The organism is Nocardia terrae, assembly GCF_009760405.1.
GTDB classification, from domain to species: domain Bacteria; phylum Actinomycetota; class Actinomycetes; order Mycobacteriales; family Mycobacteriaceae; genus Nocardia; species Nocardia terrae.
Genome location: NZ_WRPP01000001.1, coordinates 1,645,266 through 1,662,007 on the forward strand (window position 1 = coordinate 1,645,266; position 16,742 = coordinate 1,662,007).

Annotated in this window: 18 protein-coding genes; 15 read left to right on the plus strand and 3 right to left on the minus strand. The window is 68.6% G+C overall.

The genetic code is table 11. The features are described 5' to 3' along the window. Nucleotides 1-3 precede the first annotated feature (3 nt). The 15 genes from GPX89_RS07610 to GPX89_RS07680 all read left to right on the plus strand — a co-directional run bounded on the left by GPX89_RS07610 (nt 4) and on the right by GPX89_RS07680 (nt 13,649). Nucleotides 4-780, plus strand: a complete 777-nt coding sequence (locus tag GPX89_RS07610) for a hypothetical protein (RefSeq protein ID WP_157386504.1) — start codon at nt 4-6, stop codon at nt 778-780. Nucleotides 781-789: 9 nt separating this feature from the next. Further along, complete coding sequence (locus tag GPX89_RS07615; protein ID WP_157386505.1) at nt 790-1,158, plus strand: nuclear transport factor 2 family protein; 369 nt, start codon at nt 790-792, stop codon at nt 1,156-1,158. Between the two features lie 14 nt (nt 1,159-1,172). Next, nucleotides 1,173-2,627, plus strand: coding sequence for a purine-cytosine permease family protein (locus GPX89_RS07620; RefSeq protein WP_157386506.1), 1,455 nt, complete (start codon nt 1,173-1,175; stop codon nt 2,625-2,627). Between the two features lie 394 nt (nt 2,628-3,021). Then, nucleotides 3,022-4,170, plus strand: a complete 1,149-nt coding sequence (locus GPX89_RS07625) for a hypothetical protein (RefSeq protein WP_157386507.1) — start codon at nt 3,022-3,024, stop codon at nt 4,168-4,170. A 24-nt stretch (nt 4,171-4,194) separates the two neighbouring features. After that, nucleotides 4,195-4,899 (plus strand): hypothetical protein, encoded by a 705-nt coding sequence (locus GPX89_RS07630; RefSeq protein ID WP_157386508.1) that lies wholly within the window; start codon nt 4,195-4,197, stop codon nt 4,897-4,899. Nucleotides 4,900-4,992: 93 nt separating this feature from the next. After that, nucleotides 4,993-6,777 (plus strand): BTAD domain-containing putative transcriptional regulator, encoded by a 1,785-nt coding sequence (locus GPX89_RS07635; RefSeq protein WP_157386509.1) that lies wholly within the window; start codon nt 4,993-4,995, stop codon nt 6,775-6,777. An 889-nt stretch (nt 6,778-7,666) separates the two neighbouring features. After that, a complete protein-coding gene (locus GPX89_RS07640; RefSeq protein WP_157386510.1) occupies nt 7,667-8,044 on the plus strand; it encodes a hypothetical protein in 378 nt (125 codons plus the stop codon). A gap of 91 nt (nt 8,045-8,135) precedes the next feature. Next, nucleotides 8,136-9,359 carry an AAA family ATPase gene (locus GPX89_RS07645; protein ID WP_157386511.1) on the plus strand — a complete coding sequence of 408 codons (1,224 nt, stop codon included), beginning with the start codon at nt 8,136-8,138 and terminating at the stop codon, nt 9,357-9,359. An 81-nt stretch (nt 9,360-9,440) separates the two neighbouring features. After that, nucleotides 9,441-11,147, plus strand: a complete 1,707-nt coding sequence (locus GPX89_RS07650; RefSeq protein ID WP_235946689.1) for a vWA domain-containing protein — start codon at nt 9,441-9,443, stop codon at nt 11,145-11,147. 66 nt (nt 11,148-11,213) lie between these two features. Further along, nucleotides 11,214-11,549 carry a hypothetical protein gene (locus tag GPX89_RS07655; protein ID WP_157386512.1) on the plus strand — a complete coding sequence of 112 codons (336 nt, stop codon included), beginning with the start codon at nt 11,214-11,216 and terminating at the stop codon, nt 11,547-11,549. A 91-nt stretch (nt 11,550-11,640) separates the two neighbouring features. After that, nucleotides 11,641-11,922: a hypothetical protein gene (locus GPX89_RS07660; protein ID WP_157386513.1), complete on the plus strand. Its 282-nt coding sequence runs from the start codon at nt 11,641-11,643 to the stop codon at nt 11,920-11,922. An 18-nt stretch (nt 11,923-11,940) separates the two neighbouring features. Further along, complete coding sequence (locus tag GPX89_RS07665) at nt 11,941-12,189, plus strand: hypothetical protein (protein ID WP_157386514.1); 249 nt, start codon at nt 11,941-11,943, stop codon at nt 12,187-12,189. Between the two features lie 65 nt (nt 12,190-12,254). Continuing rightward, on the plus strand, nt 12,255-12,515 hold the full coding sequence (locus GPX89_RS07670; RefSeq protein WP_157386515.1) for a hypothetical protein: 261 nt from the start codon (nt 12,255-12,257) through the stop codon (nt 12,513-12,515). A gap of 131 nt (nt 12,516-12,646) precedes the next feature. Then, on the plus strand, nt 12,647-13,033 hold the full coding sequence (locus GPX89_RS07675) for a restriction system modified-DNA reader domain-containing protein (protein ID WP_157386516.1): 387 nt from the start codon (nt 12,647-12,649) through the stop codon (nt 13,031-13,033). A gap of 109 nt (nt 13,034-13,142) precedes the next feature. Next, a complete protein-coding gene (locus GPX89_RS07680; RefSeq protein WP_157386517.1) occupies nt 13,143-13,649 on the plus strand; it encodes a hypothetical protein in 507 nt (168 codons plus the stop codon). Between the two features lie 115 nt (nt 13,650-13,764). Here GPX89_RS07680 and GPX89_RS07685 read toward each other — a convergent pair whose 3' ends face one another. The 3 genes from GPX89_RS07685 to GPX89_RS07695 all read right to left on the minus strand — a co-directional run bounded on the left by GPX89_RS07685 (nt 13,765) and on the right by GPX89_RS07695 (nt 16,735). Continuing rightward, nucleotides 13,765-15,189 (minus strand): cutinase family protein, encoded by a 1,425-nt coding sequence (locus GPX89_RS07685; RefSeq protein WP_157386518.1) that lies wholly within the window; start codon nt 15,187-15,189, stop codon nt 13,765-13,767. 201 nt (nt 15,190-15,390) lie between these two features. Then, the gene (locus GPX89_RS07690; RefSeq protein WP_157386519.1) at nt 15,391-16,221 is read right to left on the minus strand and encodes a MarR family transcriptional regulator; all 831 of its coding nucleotides are present in this window, start codon (nt 16,219-16,221) and stop codon (nt 15,391-15,393) included. Nucleotides 16,222-16,516: 295 nt separating this feature from the next. Continuing rightward, nucleotides 16,517-16,735 carry a hypothetical protein gene (locus GPX89_RS07695; protein ID WP_157386520.1) on the minus strand — a complete coding sequence of 73 codons (219 nt, stop codon included), beginning with the start codon at nt 16,733-16,735 and terminating at the stop codon, nt 16,517-16,519. Nucleotides 16,736-16,742: the final 7 nt, after the last annotated feature.

A 16,742-nucleotide genomic window follows, 5' to 3' on the forward strand; every position in this document is an offset into this window, starting at 1 on the left:
CTGATGCCGACGATTGCGTTGAAGTCACTGCTGCAGGCTCGTCACATGCACGGGTACAGCGAGTTCGTGGCCGAATACCGCCGCCACGCCAAGGCGCTGGAGCTGCCGGTGATGCCCGAGCCCCCAACCAAAGCTCACTACTACAAGTGGGTCGCCGGCCAGGTGAAGGGGCTGCCTCGGGGTCCGCATTGCCTGGTGTTGGAGCACATGTTCCCGGGATGGACCGTCGAGCGTTTGTTCGCGCCGTCCGATTTCGGCATCGCGCGGGTCGACGAGCCGTCCGAGGAACTCGTCCCGGGCCTTTCGGCAATGGTATTGAGTGGGTTGTGGGTCACCGTCTACCGCGTCGAGGACGTCGGGTGCCATGTCGATCTCACCCGGCTCACCGCGGTGTCCGGCCATCGGGTCACGGGCCAGAACTGGCCGCCGGAGCCGCGGTGCGAGAAGGGGCATGCCGGGTACCGCAACGAGATCGAGGCCGAGGTGTCGCAGCGGCATCTGATCGGACGCTGGCGAAACCGAAGGGACAGTTACTACTTCGGGACAGTGCACCTTGCGGTGCTGCCGGGGGAAACGATCCTCGATGGCTTCTACACCGCGAATGCCGCGGATGTGGCGGTGGCGGCAGAGCCGTGGAAATGGATGCGCATCAGTGAATCCGAGGTCGGTGAGGCGGATCTGGGAAAGCTGCAGATGAAGGCACCGGAGCAGGTCTACGCTCTGGTCCAGGAACGATCACGTCTGGACCCACCGCTCGGCCTGGCCGACATAACGGAGTGAGGATCGACGATGCTGACCGAGGACACTGCGCGCCGGGTGATCGACACCTACTTCCGGGCCTGGGAGACACAGGATCCCGCACTGATCGTCACCATCTTCACTGAGAACGCCACCTACGCCGAGCGCGCCTTCGAAGAACCTCACCGCGGCCGCACCGGGATCGCCGCCTACTGGAAAGACAAGGTCGTAGGGGATGAATCCGATATCCGGTGTCGGCTGCTGAGCTTGTATCTCGACGGGCAGACCGCCATCGCCGAATGGGAAGCCGAGTTCGCCGACCTCGGTGTCCGCAAGCTCATGCGCGAAGTCGCGATCCTTGAGTTCGACGGCGACAAGATCGCTTCGCTGCGCGAGTACTGGCAGACGAAGAACCTCTAACCCCGACCGCAGCGATGAGCTTCCACCGCGAGGACTCGCCGGGGTATCGATCACGGGAAAGCTTGTACGGCAGTCGGATTGCGGCGGTCGAGCCCGGCGGCGTAGATGCCATCCCGCTGTCGGTCCGGCATGGTCGGCCCACGCAGATGTTCCGTACGTGGATTTCACCGAACCTCCAATTCGCGACGGTGTTCGTCGGTGTCCTGGCGGTCGCGGCATTCGGGTTGAGCTTCTGGCAGGCCACGGCGGTGATCCTGCTCGGGAACGCCACCGGCGCGGCGATGCACGGGGTGCTCGCGGCACAGGGGCCGCGGTTCGGCCTCACTCAGATGGTGCTCGGGCGGGTGCCGTTCGGATACCGGGGCAATGTGTTGCCCGCAGGGCTCAACAGCCTGACCAGTGTGGGATGGTTCGCGGTCGGCAGCATCAGCGCGGCACTGGCGCTGAACACATTGACCAGGTTGCCGAAACCAGGGTGCCTGCTGATCGCGGTGGTGGTTCAAGTCGCCGTTGCGTTTCTGGGACACAATCTGATTCAGGCGTTCGAGCGCTACGCCTTCCCCGTGCTCGCCAGCGTGTTCACGATCGCTACGGTTGTCATCCTCTCCCGAGCCACCCACCTCAGCGACACCAGTCCCAGAGGTGCGACTGGTGGCTTTCTGCTTACCTTCGCGACCTGCTGGAGCTATACCGCTGGATGGAGCCCCACGGCCAGCGACTACACCCGGTATCTCCCCGTGAACGTCGACCACCGCAAGGTTGTGTTGTGGTGTGGGCTTGGTGTTTTCGTACCCTGCAGTCTCCTCGAGATTGCAGGGGCGGCATCAGCATGTGCGGGCAGCGATGCCCTGGGCGATCCCACGGGGTCGTTCACTGATCAGCTGCCCGCGCCGGTCGCGGCGGCCACATTGCTTGCCATAGCGGTTGGGGCGATTGCGGGCGGGGCGATGAATGTGTACTCCGGCGCGATCTCTGTGCTCACACTCGGGATACGTTGGGGGTCGGGGTATCGACGAGCCTTGTCCGCTTTGGTATTCGGGATAACGGGGTCGGCACTGGCCTACGTCGGCCTCACAGCCGAATCCGAGCGCTACCAAGCCTTCTTGCTGCTGATCGCCTACTGGGTGGCGCCATGGCTCGGCGTCGTGCTGCTCGACCTGTATCTGCGCCGAGGACAGTCTGATTCGGCGGATTCACGGGTGGTGCGTCTGGCCTTCGATCCTGGACACCGCAATTGGGCCGGTTCGATTTCGATGGGGATCGGTTTGGTGTTGTCGGTATGGCTGTTCTCGAACCAGGAACTCTACGTCGGGCTTGTGCCGCAACGGGTTCCGGCCGTCGGCGACCTCACCCCCGAAGTGGGATTCACCATCGCCACCGCGATCTACGCCCTGCTGGGACAGCGGATAGCTGGGGACCCCAGCCTCGCCAAGATGCCGCAGGCACCCGGAACCGATCACCCGAACTGAACCGACAGGTCGCGACGCCCGCGACAGCGGTCCCTCGACAAATCAGAAACTGTACTGTTGCGAGCGTCACATTCTAGGGGTTATCGTGATGCTGTCAGTAACGAGCAACCTGCAAGCTATTCAACCGTTGTGGGCTCCGAACTGAACGAAGAGACTTTTCGGCCTCCCAATGCCGCCGACTTGGTGGCGGGAGAGCTTCCAGGGCCTGTGTGGACAGCCCCTGATGGCGCGAAGGTTCCCGGATCGGGGAACCGATGTGAACGCGCAATTCACCGATCATCTCGCACAATTCCGACCGCCAATCGACGGCGCAATCGCTTGCACACCAGAGCCTTAACCTCGGTGTTGTGCGCGCGTATCCCGTAACGGCGGGCGAACGCTGGAGGAGTTTGTCATGACCTGGTTTCTGAATCGGCACTCGCACTCACCGGTCGCGGCAGCGTTGCGTGCAGCCATGGACGAGAGTGTCAATCATGGTGCGGCAGTGGGGATGTGGGTGGTGTGGCTGCGATCCGGGCGTGCGCTGGCCTGTGATTGGTGCCCGCGCCTGGATATCGAAGCGCCCGTGGCGATCTGCGCCGACGCCGATACGGCGGTGGTCGTCGCGATCGCACCGCAACGCCTGGCGCACCCGGTCACCAGCCGGGCACAGGTGGCCGGGGAATACCTGGAGACCAAGGGCTTTCGCGTCGAGGTTGTGCATGTTCGCGCGTTGCACGAAGGCGCACTGTGGATCTCGCTGCGTGGCGGAGTGGGCGGGGTCGTGCCCGCGCAGCGGATCTCCGCCCGGTGCCCGAGGCTGCTCTTCCCCGGTGCTGCGCTGATGTCGTCGCGCTCGGCAGCAGCAGCGTGCGTCCTCCTCGCGGCAATGCTGTTCGCCGCTCCGGCTCCCGCCGCACCGCCTCCGGGACAGCCCGGACTGATCACGACCCCGAATTCGGGAGGACAGGCCGGTGTCACCGCGCCACCGCGTGCCCTCGCCCCTGCCGCCCCGGCGGACTCGGTCGATGATCAGCCAGCTCGCACAGTGGTGCCTGCGGAGTCGGCGTCGTATCCGCAGACGGCACAGGCGATCTCGGCAAGTCCGCAGCCTTCGGTACCGCATGCGCCCGGACGGACCGCCTCGCCGTCGTCGGGCGGGGGAGCGACCGCATTCGGTCAGGACATCGCTGCGGTTTCCGATGTGGTGCGGTTCGGTTCGGCGGAGTTGCGGCGCCCGGATTGGATGCCCGCGTCGATCGCTGACCGCGAACGCGACTGGAACGCCTTCCTGGCCGCCCGCGTCGCTGCTGCCGCCGACCAGGCGGGACTGACCAACCCGGCCGTCGACGCCGCACTCGGTACCGGCGGGGACGAGCAGGCCCCGCTGCCGCAGGAACTGGTGCTCGCGCAGATGGTCGCCGCTGATCCGACGACGCTGGTGCCCGCGATCACCCACGAGACCGATGCCGTGATCAGTGCGGCGGACGCAGAGGTCCCTGACCTAGCCGCGCCGGTCGCCGATGTGCTCGGCGCACTGGCGACTGCGCAACCGCCGGCCTGAGACGCGAGAAGGAGCTGACCCGCGATGAACGAGATCCCCCTCGAGGAGAACCGGGAACCCGAGGAGATTCTCCTCGACGCTCCCGAGGCACAGACTGAGACGGCGCAAGGGCCGCTGCAGCAATGGCTACGAACTCACACCGAGACCTCGGACGAGGACGCCGACGCCGAGGCCCCGCCCGATCTGCCTCGGCCGCGTCGATGGAGGGGAGTGGCGGGTGGGGCGTGCGCGCTGGTGCTCGCTGCGGCGGCGATCACCACCGTCGCTCCGCACCCGCACCCATCGACCGCATCCGAGTCGACGGTGGCGTCCCCTAGGGTGAGCGATCATCCGGTGGAGTTGGTGACTGGAACCTCCAGCGGCTGTGCGCATTCGGCGACTGAGCAACAGATTCTCGCCGTGGCGCGCGGTGCGGTGCCGGTGCGCGACGGAGGGCAGGCGATTGCAGTGTTCGAAGCCGCCTACTACCGAGATCGCGACGGTGGGCGAGCACGGGCGCTGGTAGCGGAGTCGGCGGCAGTCGCGGACGCGCCCGCGATCCAGGCCGGAATCGATTCGATCCCGGTCGGGACCACCTATTGCGCGCGCATCCGCCGTCTAGACCTCGGCTTGTATGGCGTCGAGATCCATGAAGTTCGCCCCGGGGAGCCGGAATCGATATGGCGGCAACAGATCGCGACGAGCGATCGCGACGGGCACACGCTGATCACTGCGATCACGCAACTGTGAACCGGGACTCGGCCAAACCGATCCGACCAGCAGCAAATCACTAAATCGCACAACACGTTACGACTCCAGTGGGTCGAAAGGATGGTGGTGGCAATGTTGATCGCAATAGCAGGGTTGCACCCGTCGGCCGGGGCGAGCACGACTGCGCTGTTGCTGGCCGCCGCCTGGCCCACCGGGCAGCCGGTGATTGTGGTGGAAGCCGACCCGCGTGGCGGGAAGCTCGCGCGCCGCTGCGGCGGCGACCCTGCCCGAGGCGTAGCCAGCCTCACCGCGGCGGCCGGCAAGTCCGGGGTGCGCGGGCTGGGCGACCTCGCCGACCACCTGCAATGGCACCCCGTCGGGGTCGCCTACCTGGCCGCACCCGAGCGTCCCGGCAATCTCGCCTGGCTGAGTGCGCCGAGTGGATTCGACCTCGCCGGTCTGGCCCGCACGGGTGGGCCGACCGGGGAGCTGGTCGTGGTCGCCGACTGCGGTCTCGTCTCCCAGGACTCCAGTACCGCAGCGCTATTCGACGGGGCCGATGTGCTGCTCGTCGTCGCCGATCAGCATCGACCGGCGAGCGTGCTCGCCGCGCACACGCGAGAGCTGGCGGCCCGCTTCCCCCGGATGGCGATCGTGCTGACCGGCCCGCGCTCGATTCCCGCCACCTTCAGCCCCGAGCTGGACGCTGCGGTCATCGGGTGGCTGCCGCCACCGGCAGCGACCGGGCCGACATCGAACAACGGCGGGGCTGATGCCAGCGAGGTCGGTACGTACGTCCGTGCCCTCGCCGCAGCCGTCTGCACTCGGGCAGCCGAAGACCGCTCCGGCTGCGCTACCGACGACCAACTGCGACCGCGGCGGCGTGGCCCGCTCCGTCGACCCATCCGCTCGGCAGCGCCGACGGTGTACGCGATCAGTGCCCGTGGCAGCTTCGCCCATAGCCGGTCTCGGCTCGCTACCGCTTCGGCGACGCCACTACCTGCGGTGCCCGCGCTCGCGGGCCCTCTGCCGCAGCCCGCCGCTGTGCCCGAGACCGACTTTAGTCCGGTGCCCGAGCCCGCTCACGCTTCCGGCGCCCCGCATACATCTGAATTCGCCCCGGCGGCCCAATGCCTCCACGTGCGACTGTTCGGGCCGCTGCGTGTGATGTGGCGGCCCCGGCAGGGCATCGCTGGTCAAGCTGGCTCGGAGGCGGTCACCGAAGTCGAAATCACCGCGCGGCTGCAGCCCCGCAGCCGTGAACTACTGGTGCTGCTGGCGATCCACCCGCACGGCCTGACGCGCGCCCAGCTCGTCGATGCCCTGTGGGGGCCGCGCCCTCCGGCCCGGCCGGGCAACGCCGTCTGCACCACCCTGGCCCGCCTGCGCAACACCCTCGCCGACATCACCGGCGACACCGGGCAACCGCTGCTGGACACCAGCTCAGGTCGCCTACGGCTCAACCCGGCCGCAGTCCACAGCGATTACGCCGAGTTCACCAACGCCGCCATGCGCCGCCGCCACAGCGGCGACGACGACGAACGCCGCCGCGCCTGCGCGCGCGTCCTCGAACTCGCCGCCTCCGGCCCGCTGGCCGCGGACCTCGACGTCGAATTCCTCGACCCCATTCGAGAAAGTGTGCGCCGCGACGCCATTGCCAGCGTCGGCATCCTGATTCGATCTCACACCGGAAAAGACCCGAGTGCCGCGTTGCGTCTGCTCGAATCCGCGATCGATATCGACCCACACAATGAGAACTTTTACCGCGACATGCTGAGACTGTATTTCGAACTCGGAGAGCACTACGTTATCGGCAATACAGTGAACCTCCTCACCAGCCGCCTGGCGCAAATAGGTGAGAAACCAAGCAAAACTATACGAGCACTCGCTCGACAGCTCGACGAAAAGGCTTCCTGAGTTTACCGCCGGAGCATCTTCGTCGCTCACGGACTACGCCAAAGACAGGCTTGTAAACACCTGACATCGCCGAAGCGGTAAACGACTGTCGGGGTGATATGGGCCTCACGTGCGGCTGGTCCTGGCCGACGATATGGACAACAATTCACGCATGCCATTATTGCCCGCCCGCCGCGACGGAATCGGGGATCGAAACCATTCGCAAACCCGACTCTTCGCCGCAAATAAGAAGGTAGGTACTCCAACCTCGGAACCTCGCCATATATGGCCATTCCAGAACTTGGAGAGTGCCCCCAAAGCGGTTACTCTGCGAGCGGGTACCCGCTCGCGATCCTCCGATTCCGATGCGATGCCGAGGCCGCGTCGGTTCGGCAGAACCGGCTGTGACCGTTCCATGTGTCAGTCCGTGTTGCACTCGGTGTGCCATTCGGTGTTGCGACTGAGTCGCAACACCCCGCCGCCGGTATATGGCCCGGTCGGCGCCGGTATCTTCGCGGGACGGCCGCCCAGGGTCCTACCCCTGGCAGGAACAAAGACACATGCGGGCGGGTGGTGGCCCGGTGATTCGGGCCCGGCCTCAGCGCTCTGCTGACCCTTGTCGTTCCCCTTGTGCACGTTCTTGCATTAGTGGATTCTTTTGATTTCAAATTCCCATTTCACCGGCCGGCCGCCTCTCGGCATTCCTTGAATCCGGTGCGCATTTCGGCAAATTATTGCCCTGACCTGGTCTTTTGTTGCTGAAATTCGATCTGAAATTCGGGCAAAAGGAGTTGTGTGGCGTTCGAAATCGAGCTAATTTCGGTGCGATCGTTGAATTGAACGAATTCCCCAACTGCAATTCCGACCCGGCCCGCACCGTGTCCGAATATTCCAAACGGAGGCGATTCAAATGACCACCGACACCACCGCGAACACCGGCGAACTGTTTGTTGCGCTGATCAGTTTCGTACCGCCCGCCAGCGCCCGCGACGCCGGTCAATTCGCGCCGTTCGACACCATTGACGCCGCGCGCCAGTGGGCGGACGAACAATTGCGTGCCGACGTCGGCCGATCAGGTTCGGCGTGGAACTTCCGCGCCGACGTCGCCCGGGTGACCCGCGCGGATTTCGATGCCGACACGTGGGGCGTGGACAACGACAACACCGCCACCCGCGCCACGTGGAACGTCGAAACCGCAACGGTCGTGTGGCAGGACAACGGCCCGTTCGAATTCGGCGATTGGTCCGACGAATTCGAATACGACGAATGCGACGACAGCGACATGTGACCGCCCGCGCGCCGGGGGCCACCCGCCCCCGGCGCGCACCCACCGCCCCGCCCCTGCCACCCGTTCGTTTCGTCTGTGAAGGAGTTTTCCCATGACCGCCCCGGCCCCCATTTCCGCCCCGGCCCCCGCCGCCGCTGCCAGTACCGCCCCGGCCCCCGTGACGGCGGGCGCGCGGTTGGGCAATGGCGAATTGCGCCGCATGGTGGCGCGCGTGCTGGCCGATGAACCGGCCACCGAATTCAGCCCCCGCGACATTTCCAACCGCACCGGCGGCCGGTCGTCCGGCGCGATCGGCAACGCGTTGGATGTCCTGGTCGCCGCCGGGCACGCCGACCGCACCCAGGACAAACCGCGCCGCTACCGCGCCAACGCCGACACCGCCGCCGCTGCCGGTACCGCCCCGACCCCCGCCACCCCGCCCGCCCCCGCCGCCCCGCGCCGCCGCAAAACCGCGCCCGCAACCCCCGCAACCGCCGCCGCACCCACCCCGGCGGTCCCCGTTCCGGCCCCGGCCGGTGCCCCGGTGACGCGCCCGAACGGGCAGTTGTACCACCCGCGCACGCTGGCGGGACTGCCCGACGTGGAAGTGCTGGCGCGCATGCGTACCGCCGGGGTGCCGGTGCTGTTGTACGGGCCGCCCGGAACCGGCAAGACGTCGTTGATCGAGGCCGCCTACCCCGACCTTTTCACCGTGCAGGGCGACGGGGACACCACGGTCGCCGATTTCGTGGGCGAGTACACCCAAACCCCGGACGGCCGTTTCGAATTCGTGCACGGCCCGTTGGTGCGCGCCATGCGCGCGGGGGCGGTGCTGTTCATCGACGACGCCACCCTGATCCCGCCGTCGGTGCTGGCCGTGGTGTACCCCGCCATGGACGGCCGCCGCGAGATCGTCGTGAAAGCCAACGGCGGGGAAGTGGTGACCGCCGCGCCCGGATTCTTCGTCGTCGCCGGGCACAACCCCGGCGTGCACGGCGCGATCCTGTCCGACGCGCTGGCATCCCGGTTCGCCTTCCAGGTCGAGGTGAGCTCGGACTACGAACTGGCCGAATCGCTGGGCGTGGATTCCCGCGCCGTGCGGGTGGCGCGCGCCCTCGCGACCCGGGTCAGCAAGGGCGAGATCGGGTGGGCTCCCCAACTGCGCGAACTGTTGGCGTTCGCGAAAATCGCTGCCGCCGTGGACATTCCGACGGCCGCCGCGAACATGATCGGCACCGCCCCGGAAGACGATCGGGCCATCGTCGCCGCCCAGGTCGGCACCACGTTCGGGCGCGCGTTCGCGCCGCTGGCGCTGGGCACCCGCATCCGCCCCTGACACCGCCCCGGTGCCCCGGTCGACCACCGGCCGGGGCACCGGGTGACCCCCTACCGAAACCCCGGCCCGAAGGAGCACGCCATGCCCGCGCCGCACATCGCTACCGCCGCCCCGACCACCCCCGCGCCCGTCCCGGCCGTACCCGCCGGGGCAGGGTGGGCGGCCCTGTCTGCTGCCATGACCGCCCAAACCCCGCCGATCGCTGCCCGCCGTGACCTGTCGGTCACCATCGCGCCCGGCGCGGCCGGGGGCGGGCTGGCGTTCTTCGTGCCCGCGCACGCCGCGATCGAGATCAACGGCGCGCACCTGGGCATCGACCCCGCCACCGCCCGCCCCGCCCGGGTGTCCGACCGCTACCGGTACGCGCCCACCTGGGGCTCGCTGGTGCACGAGTGCGCGCACGCCGCCCACACCCGCTGGAACCGCGCAGCGTGCACGGACCCGGAGGTCGTGGCGGCGGCGCTGCTGTTGGAGGAGTCGCGGATCGAGGCCGCCCAGTTGCGCCGCCGCCCCGAAGACCGGCACTGGTTGCGGGCCTCGACCCGCGCCCTGGTCTTCGCCGACACCGGAGGCTGGGACGCCACCCTCAGCGCGCCGCCCACCTGCTACGCCGCCGCCCACCACGCCGCGCTGCTGCTGGCCCGCGTGGACGCCGGGGTCCTCGACCCGACCGAGACCACCAGCGCCGCCGCCGCGATCGAGACCATTCTCGGGCGCGCCCTGCTGCGGCAACTGCGCACCCTCTGGCGCGTCGCGCACCGCCTGTCCGACACCAACACCCACGGCATGCTCGAGCTCGCGCGCCGCTGGTTCGCGCTGGTCGGCCCCGACCCGCACGCCACCCCCGTCCCCGGTTCCCCACTGGGCCGCGCGGTGGCCGGGACTCTGCGCGATATCGCGAAATCGGTTGCCGACCAACCTATCCCGGCCGATCCCGACGACGTGGCCGAGCGTGTCGCCGCTGCCCGTGACGCCGAAGATCGCGACAGTGACCGGGCGGGCGCGATCGCGGGCAAAGTGTTCGACCCCAACGAGTCCCGGGCGCGCTGGAGCGCCACCCGCGCCCCGCGCGCGAACGAGCGGACCGCCGCGCGGGTACTGGCGCGCGGGTTGAACACCGCCAGCGCACGCGAGCGCGCGGTCACCAAGACCGCCTCGGCGCTGCCGCCGGGGCGGGTACGGATGCGGGCGGTCGTGGCGCGCGAAGCCCAGCGCGCGGCCGGGGCGGTACCGACCGCCGAGCCGTTCACGCGCACCACCCGCAGCGCGGTTCCGGTGCCGCCCTTGCGAATCGGCATCGCGTGCGACGTGTCCGGGTCCATGCGCCGCTACACCGGCGAGGTGGCCTCGGCCGCCTGGATCCTCGCCCAGGCCGCGAATCTGGCTGTGATGCCCGCCGCCACGGCCACGGTCACCTTCGGCAGCGTCGTCATCCCGGTCACCTACCCCGCCGCCGCCCCGGCCAAGGTCACCGAATTCACCGCCTCCGGCAGTTGGGAGGCCATCGACACCGCCCTCGACGCCCTCGACGGCGCGCTGGGATTGTCCAAGCGCGAGAACACGCGCCTGCTGGTGATCATCTCCGACGGCCGGTTCGAGCCCGAACCCCGCGCCGCCGCCCAGAAACGCCTCGACCGGCTGCGCGCCAGCGGGTGCGCGGTGCTCTGGCTGGCCACCGGCCTCGCCCCGCTGCCGCTGGACGGGGCGACCGTGCACACCCTCACCGACCCCGCCGCCACCGCCGACAAGATCGCCCGCGCCGCCACCGCCGCAGTCCGCACCGCCTGACACCCCACCCCCGCCCCGCCCGGGGGCGGGGGACCGACTATCGAAACCACCTGGGAGACAACAGCAATGAAACGCAACCCCGCCCCGTCCGCCCCCGTTGCGACTGCGCCCGGCCCCATCGCGCTGGCCATGGTCTACCTCGCCAAGAACTTCACCACCGGCGCTGCGTTCGTCATCTACGGCCCGGCCCCCGACACTGCGGGCGCTGTGTACACCGTGGCACATATCAGCGCCACCGCGACCGGGACCGCCGCCCCGATCGTGTGCCAGGTCCCCCGCGACGATCTCGCCGGGTACGCCGCCGGGGCCGTCCGCATTCTGCGCACACGCCACCCCGACACCGAGGTGATCGTCTGCACGAACACCGCCCCCTGGCCCCTGTCTGCCGCCCTGCCCCGCTAACCGGCCCCGGGTCCGGCACAACCACACCCCGCCGGACCCCCGTCCCTCATCTGCCCACGTTCACCCCGAAATGCCCAAGGAGGCAACAGCAATGACCGACCACGCCACCGCACACACGAACCAGCTGCCCGCCGCCAGTACCGGCGATCTGGCCTTGTGCCCGATCCGCGTCGGCGACCAGATCACCGCCACCCGTGACCCTTCCGTGCACGGGCAGGTCACCTATGTCAGCGACTATCCCGACGCCCTGATCGAGTGCCTGGTCCAACTGCCCGACGGCCAGAAATTCTTCGCGCCGCCGTGGCTGCTGCGCCCCGTCGACGGCGACCAGGACGCCTTCACCACGCAGATCGAGGCACTGGTCGCCGCGTAGCGGGTCACCGCCGCCCGCGTGCTGGACGGCAAACGCCAGCGCGCCTTGACCATCTCCCGGCAGGCAGCTCAGACACTGGCCACGCTCATCGACGACCTCGAACACCACCGGATTCCCAGCGAGCTCCAGTTCGGTGACGAGTTCACCGATCTCGAAGACCTGCTGCGCGAAGCCGAAGAGTTCCAATCCGAGGCCATCGCCCTCGAACTGATCAACCCGCCCGACCAGCCCCAGCCCGGCGGCCCTGACACCCCGCCCGCCCCGTAACCAGCAACACCCCACCGTCCTACCCGAACCCAATCCCGCCCGCCCACGACACTGAGGAGCCCGTCGTGAACAACTTGCCCACCAACTGGAAGCGCCTCGACACCGATCCCCCGCTCGACCAGCCCGTCGAGGTCATCTGCGACACCTGCGGCACAGTCGGAACCTTCCGGGTCAACCGCGCCCGGTTCGCCGCCTGGTCTGCGCGCCGCATGCTGTTGCAAGACGCCTTCGCGCACCTGTCGGGCCCCGACCGCGAGTTCATCAAGACCCGCATCTGCCCGAGCTGCTGGACGAAAACCTTCGGCCCCAACCCGTTCACCACCTGAACCCGATACCGGTGTCCCCGAGCCGATCTCCGGGACACCGGCACCGGCGGCCCCGGGACGTCGGTCCAGGGCGCGGAGCCGAACCGCCCATCATCCCCCTTTCCGTTCGATCGCCTTGCAAGGAGACGACCATGCACGAGATCGTGACCGCACGTCTGGACGAGTCCTACACCCACATGCTGACCGGGCAACGGGTCACCCGTGAACGCCGGTTCGCCTTCGAAGTCGTCGCGCCACCGGACTGCAACCACCACAACGGCGACACCATCTGCACCGACTGCGCACCCGGATGGCAGCAGGACTACGAATTCGCAGACCCGTTCCCATTCCCCCGCGTCCGCCGCGTCACCGTCGCCGAACTCCTCGCCGCTGGACAACTCACCGCCGGAACGACATTGGAGATGGACAACAACACCGCCACCACAGCGACGATCACCGACACCGGCGGGCTCATGCTCGCCGACGGACGAGTCTTCGACAACCCCTCCGCCGCCGCCAACGCCGCCCTCAACCCATAACCCGAACACAACTCGCGGCGCCGAGTCTCCGCGGCCCCCGGTCACATGACCTCACCCCGTGCAGACTCGGCCGGCGAGCCCCTCCCCGTCGAGAGAAAGGCCCGCGTCGATGACGCGCTATGAAATCGGAGCACACGTGGTCGCTGATGACCTGAAGACCGGAGATCTGTTCGGCGAGGACCGCATCGAGGCGATCGCCGAACATGCCGACGCCGCAGACTATGTCGAGGCGCTCACGATCACCCTCGCCGGTGGCGGCTCGTTCACCGCCGACACGTTCGAAGAAGTTGTTGTGCCGCACCGGCACACGGTCACCGTGACCGTCGCCGCCCACCTCGGGCTGCGTTTCGAGTTCGCCTGCCACAGTGTCTCGGGTGAATGCCGCCGTTCGTGTGCACGCTGCAATGCCTCGGCCGCGCGGTGCCGGTGCCCCGACCCGCAGCCCCGCGCGGGCGCGTGCCGGTTGATCACCCGCTGCAACAGCAAAGACGTCGCCGCGCTGCTGGTGGCCTACGACGGCGACCCGGCTCCGGTGCGGTCCGGGCCGGTTATGCTCTACCCGACCCCGGACGGCGTGGGCTGCCTGTGGCGCTACCCGGACCAGCACACCGACTGACAACCCAAGAACGGCAAGCGCACCCCGAAGAGCGGTGTGGGGGAACAAAACTCGAGTCTTGTTCCCCCACACCGCTCTTCGTCGTAGGCTGCCCGGCGGGTTGGCTACCGGGTCCCTACTTGGCGTGGTCGAGCTGAGTGCCGATCCAGTCCAGGACAGCGGGCAGCGTGGAGTCGTAGCCGCTCTGGTGCACGCCGGAGAGGTAGAACTTGGCGGCGTCGTTGCCTTGGCGTGCGAGATCGGTGAGGGTGCTGCTGGTGTCGGGGTTGTCGGTCAACGCCGAGGCCAGCGAGGAGCCCGAGCCACTGGTGCCGGTGAGCGCCGAAGCGGCGGTCGCAGCGAGATCGGCGGCGACGGGCACCATGCCCACGAGATCGATCCCCGCGCTGAGAAGGTCACCCGCGGCGAGCTTCTCGGTCGCACGCCACGCGATCTCTTGGGCGGTGCCGATGTCGGTGGCGACCCGGTGCAGGTCGGTGCGTGCCAGGATTCGGACGATCTGTGCCGCGATAGCGGTGGTGCCGGAGGTGTCCATCGGCGCGGCGAGTTCGAGTGCGCGGGCGACGAGATCGAGGTCGGCTTGGTCGGCGAGGTCCACCAGCGGGGCGAAGCTGCTGTTGATCTCCCCCGACAGCCGATGCGCTTCGGGAATGTTGCCCGCCACGACCGCGCCCGGGAGCGCGGCGAGGTCACCGAACAGAGTCGGCAGGCCGGAGGCGAATTGGGCGAGACCGCTGGCCACGACCACGACCTGGCGGGTGATGCTCGCGGCGTCGAGGCCACCGCCGGTGGTGGTGCTCGCGGCGGGCGAGGAGTCGGTGCCCTCACCGGTGAAGGCTTTGCCCAGGGCTGTCCATGCCGGCGAGGTCTGCGGCGAGGTCGCGCAATACAGGTCACCTGCCGCGCACACGGTCCGGACCCGCTCTGCGAGTGACCCGAAGCCGCCGCTGCGGGGACCGGCGACTCCTTGCCCGTCGGTGTTGCCGCCGAGCTGGGCGGTGGCGGGGTCACGGCGCGGGTCGGCGATCAATGCCACGGCGGCCACCTGCGAGGCCGACACGGCACCGGAGCCGGTGCCGATCGCGGAGGCGACGTCACCGGCGACGTCGGCGCCCTGGGAGTAGCCCGCGAGCACCACCTGCGTGCCGGGGCACAGCCCGGACAGTGCCGCTGAGAGGTTCTGCACGCCTGCGGATTCCGAGCTGGCGTACGGCGCGGGCGTGGCGGGGTAGGGCAGATAGCGGACCTCGATATCGCCGCCGTAGCGGCCTGCCAGTCCGTTGCCCAGGGTGGCCAGCAGCCCAACGGGTTGGGCGGGGTTGGCGGTGGCGCTGGTTTCGCCGGTGCCGGGGACCAGGATCGCGGTCACCGGCGCGCACCCGCTCGGGTTGGCGGCGGCGGTACCCGCCCCGACCATCGTGGCCGTAGCGGCGGTCAGGACCGCCGCAGCGGCCACAGCAGCCGTCACGCGGGGCCGGGTGGCGCTGCGGTGGGGGGAATCGGTGGTGGGGACGCGGGAGGGGTGGCGGGAGCGGTTCATGGGCGGGCCTCCGGAGGCAGTCAACGGGCGCGCGGCGCGGTTGGTGGCCGTGCACCCGGTACTGGCGGCCTCGAGGCCGAAAATCCCACTCGATCACGAAAATTATTGCGCTGCTTCACCCGACGAGTTCGGCAGCGGGTGTTCTGGGGCGCGACAATGGCCGGTACGCGCGGGGTGCGTACCGGCCGTGGAGATGTCGGGTCAGGCTTGGGTGTGTGGGGCCGCTTCCTGGGCTTGCTGCTTGGCCTGGTCGGGGTGGAGGCGGAACTTGTTGGGGCGTTCGCAGGTGTATTCGGCGACGAATTTGCCGACCAGTGCGAAGCAGGCGTTGTAGACCGCGCCGGAGGACTTGCCGCCCAACGCCTTCGCGATCTGGCCGGGGGTGAACTCCTCGGTCGGGTTCTCGCGCAGGTAGTCTTCGACCTTGCCCCGCAGGACCCCCGCCTGCGATTCGCGCGGCTGACGCTTGGGCGGCTGCCCGCAGGTCGGGCACACACCGTTCACCAACGTCGGGGTCGTTGTCCCGGGCGTCGAATCACCTTCGCCCGCTGGGGTTTCGGCGTCCGCGACGACAGCCTCGCCTTCGGTGGAGTCCGGGGCCTGGGGGGCGGGCGCGGGCGTGTCGGAGGGGCTGTCGGTGGCGGGCTGTGGGTCCGCTGCCGCCGTGTCGCTGGGTGAATCGGGCGCGGTGGCGGTGTCGCCGGTGGCCGCGTCGGTGGCGGGCACGGGTTCGGCCGGGGTGGGTTCGGCAGCGGGCTGGGGGTCGGGTTCGGTTGTGGTGGTGCCGGTTTCGGTCGGGGCGTGCTGGTCGGCGATGCGCCAGCGGAATCCGTTGCGGTCGTCGCCGTTGTTGGCGCGCACGATCAGCCCGTCAGCTGCCCACTGGTTGAGAATCTTGCGGACGGCGGTTTTCGGCTGGGATGCCGCGTGGCCCAATTCGATTGCGCTGGCACCGGGTGCGGCGGCCAATGCCTGCCACAGTGCGTTCTCCTGGTCGGTGCGGGTGTCGGCGGGGGTGGTGGGGTTGGACATGACAGGTTCCCTTCGTGATTGCGGAGCAGTGCAATGGGTTTGGTCATGTCCCGGCCGGGACGGTTACCCGTCGGTTGCGCTACCGATGTGTGCGGGGTTCCCCCTACATGGACGCTCCGTACCCGCGACCATGTCAAGCGGAATCGCCAAACAAGACACATGTCTTGTGTGATTGCCCGGATTCGCGCACCAACCGCCCGCCGCCGACAACGCCACAGAACCGCCGCCGGAATCGAAATCGGCTTGTGCAGAAGCAGTTACGGACCGATCGAAGTGACGCGCGGCGGGGGTGGGTTCACTGGTCGTGTTCCCAGGGCAGTGGTTGGCAGAACAGGTGATCGAGTTGCCATTGCCAGGCGCAGTCGGGGCACATGGTCGCATCGTGCGTGCAGTGCTCGACAGTAGCCAGAGGAATTTCGACTTCGTCGATGCAGGGCTCGAACGTTTTGGCTCCGGGCGGCAGGTAGCTGCAGTCCGCGAGCGCGTGCACGGTCTTGGGGGGTCGCTTCGCCATCGGTCAC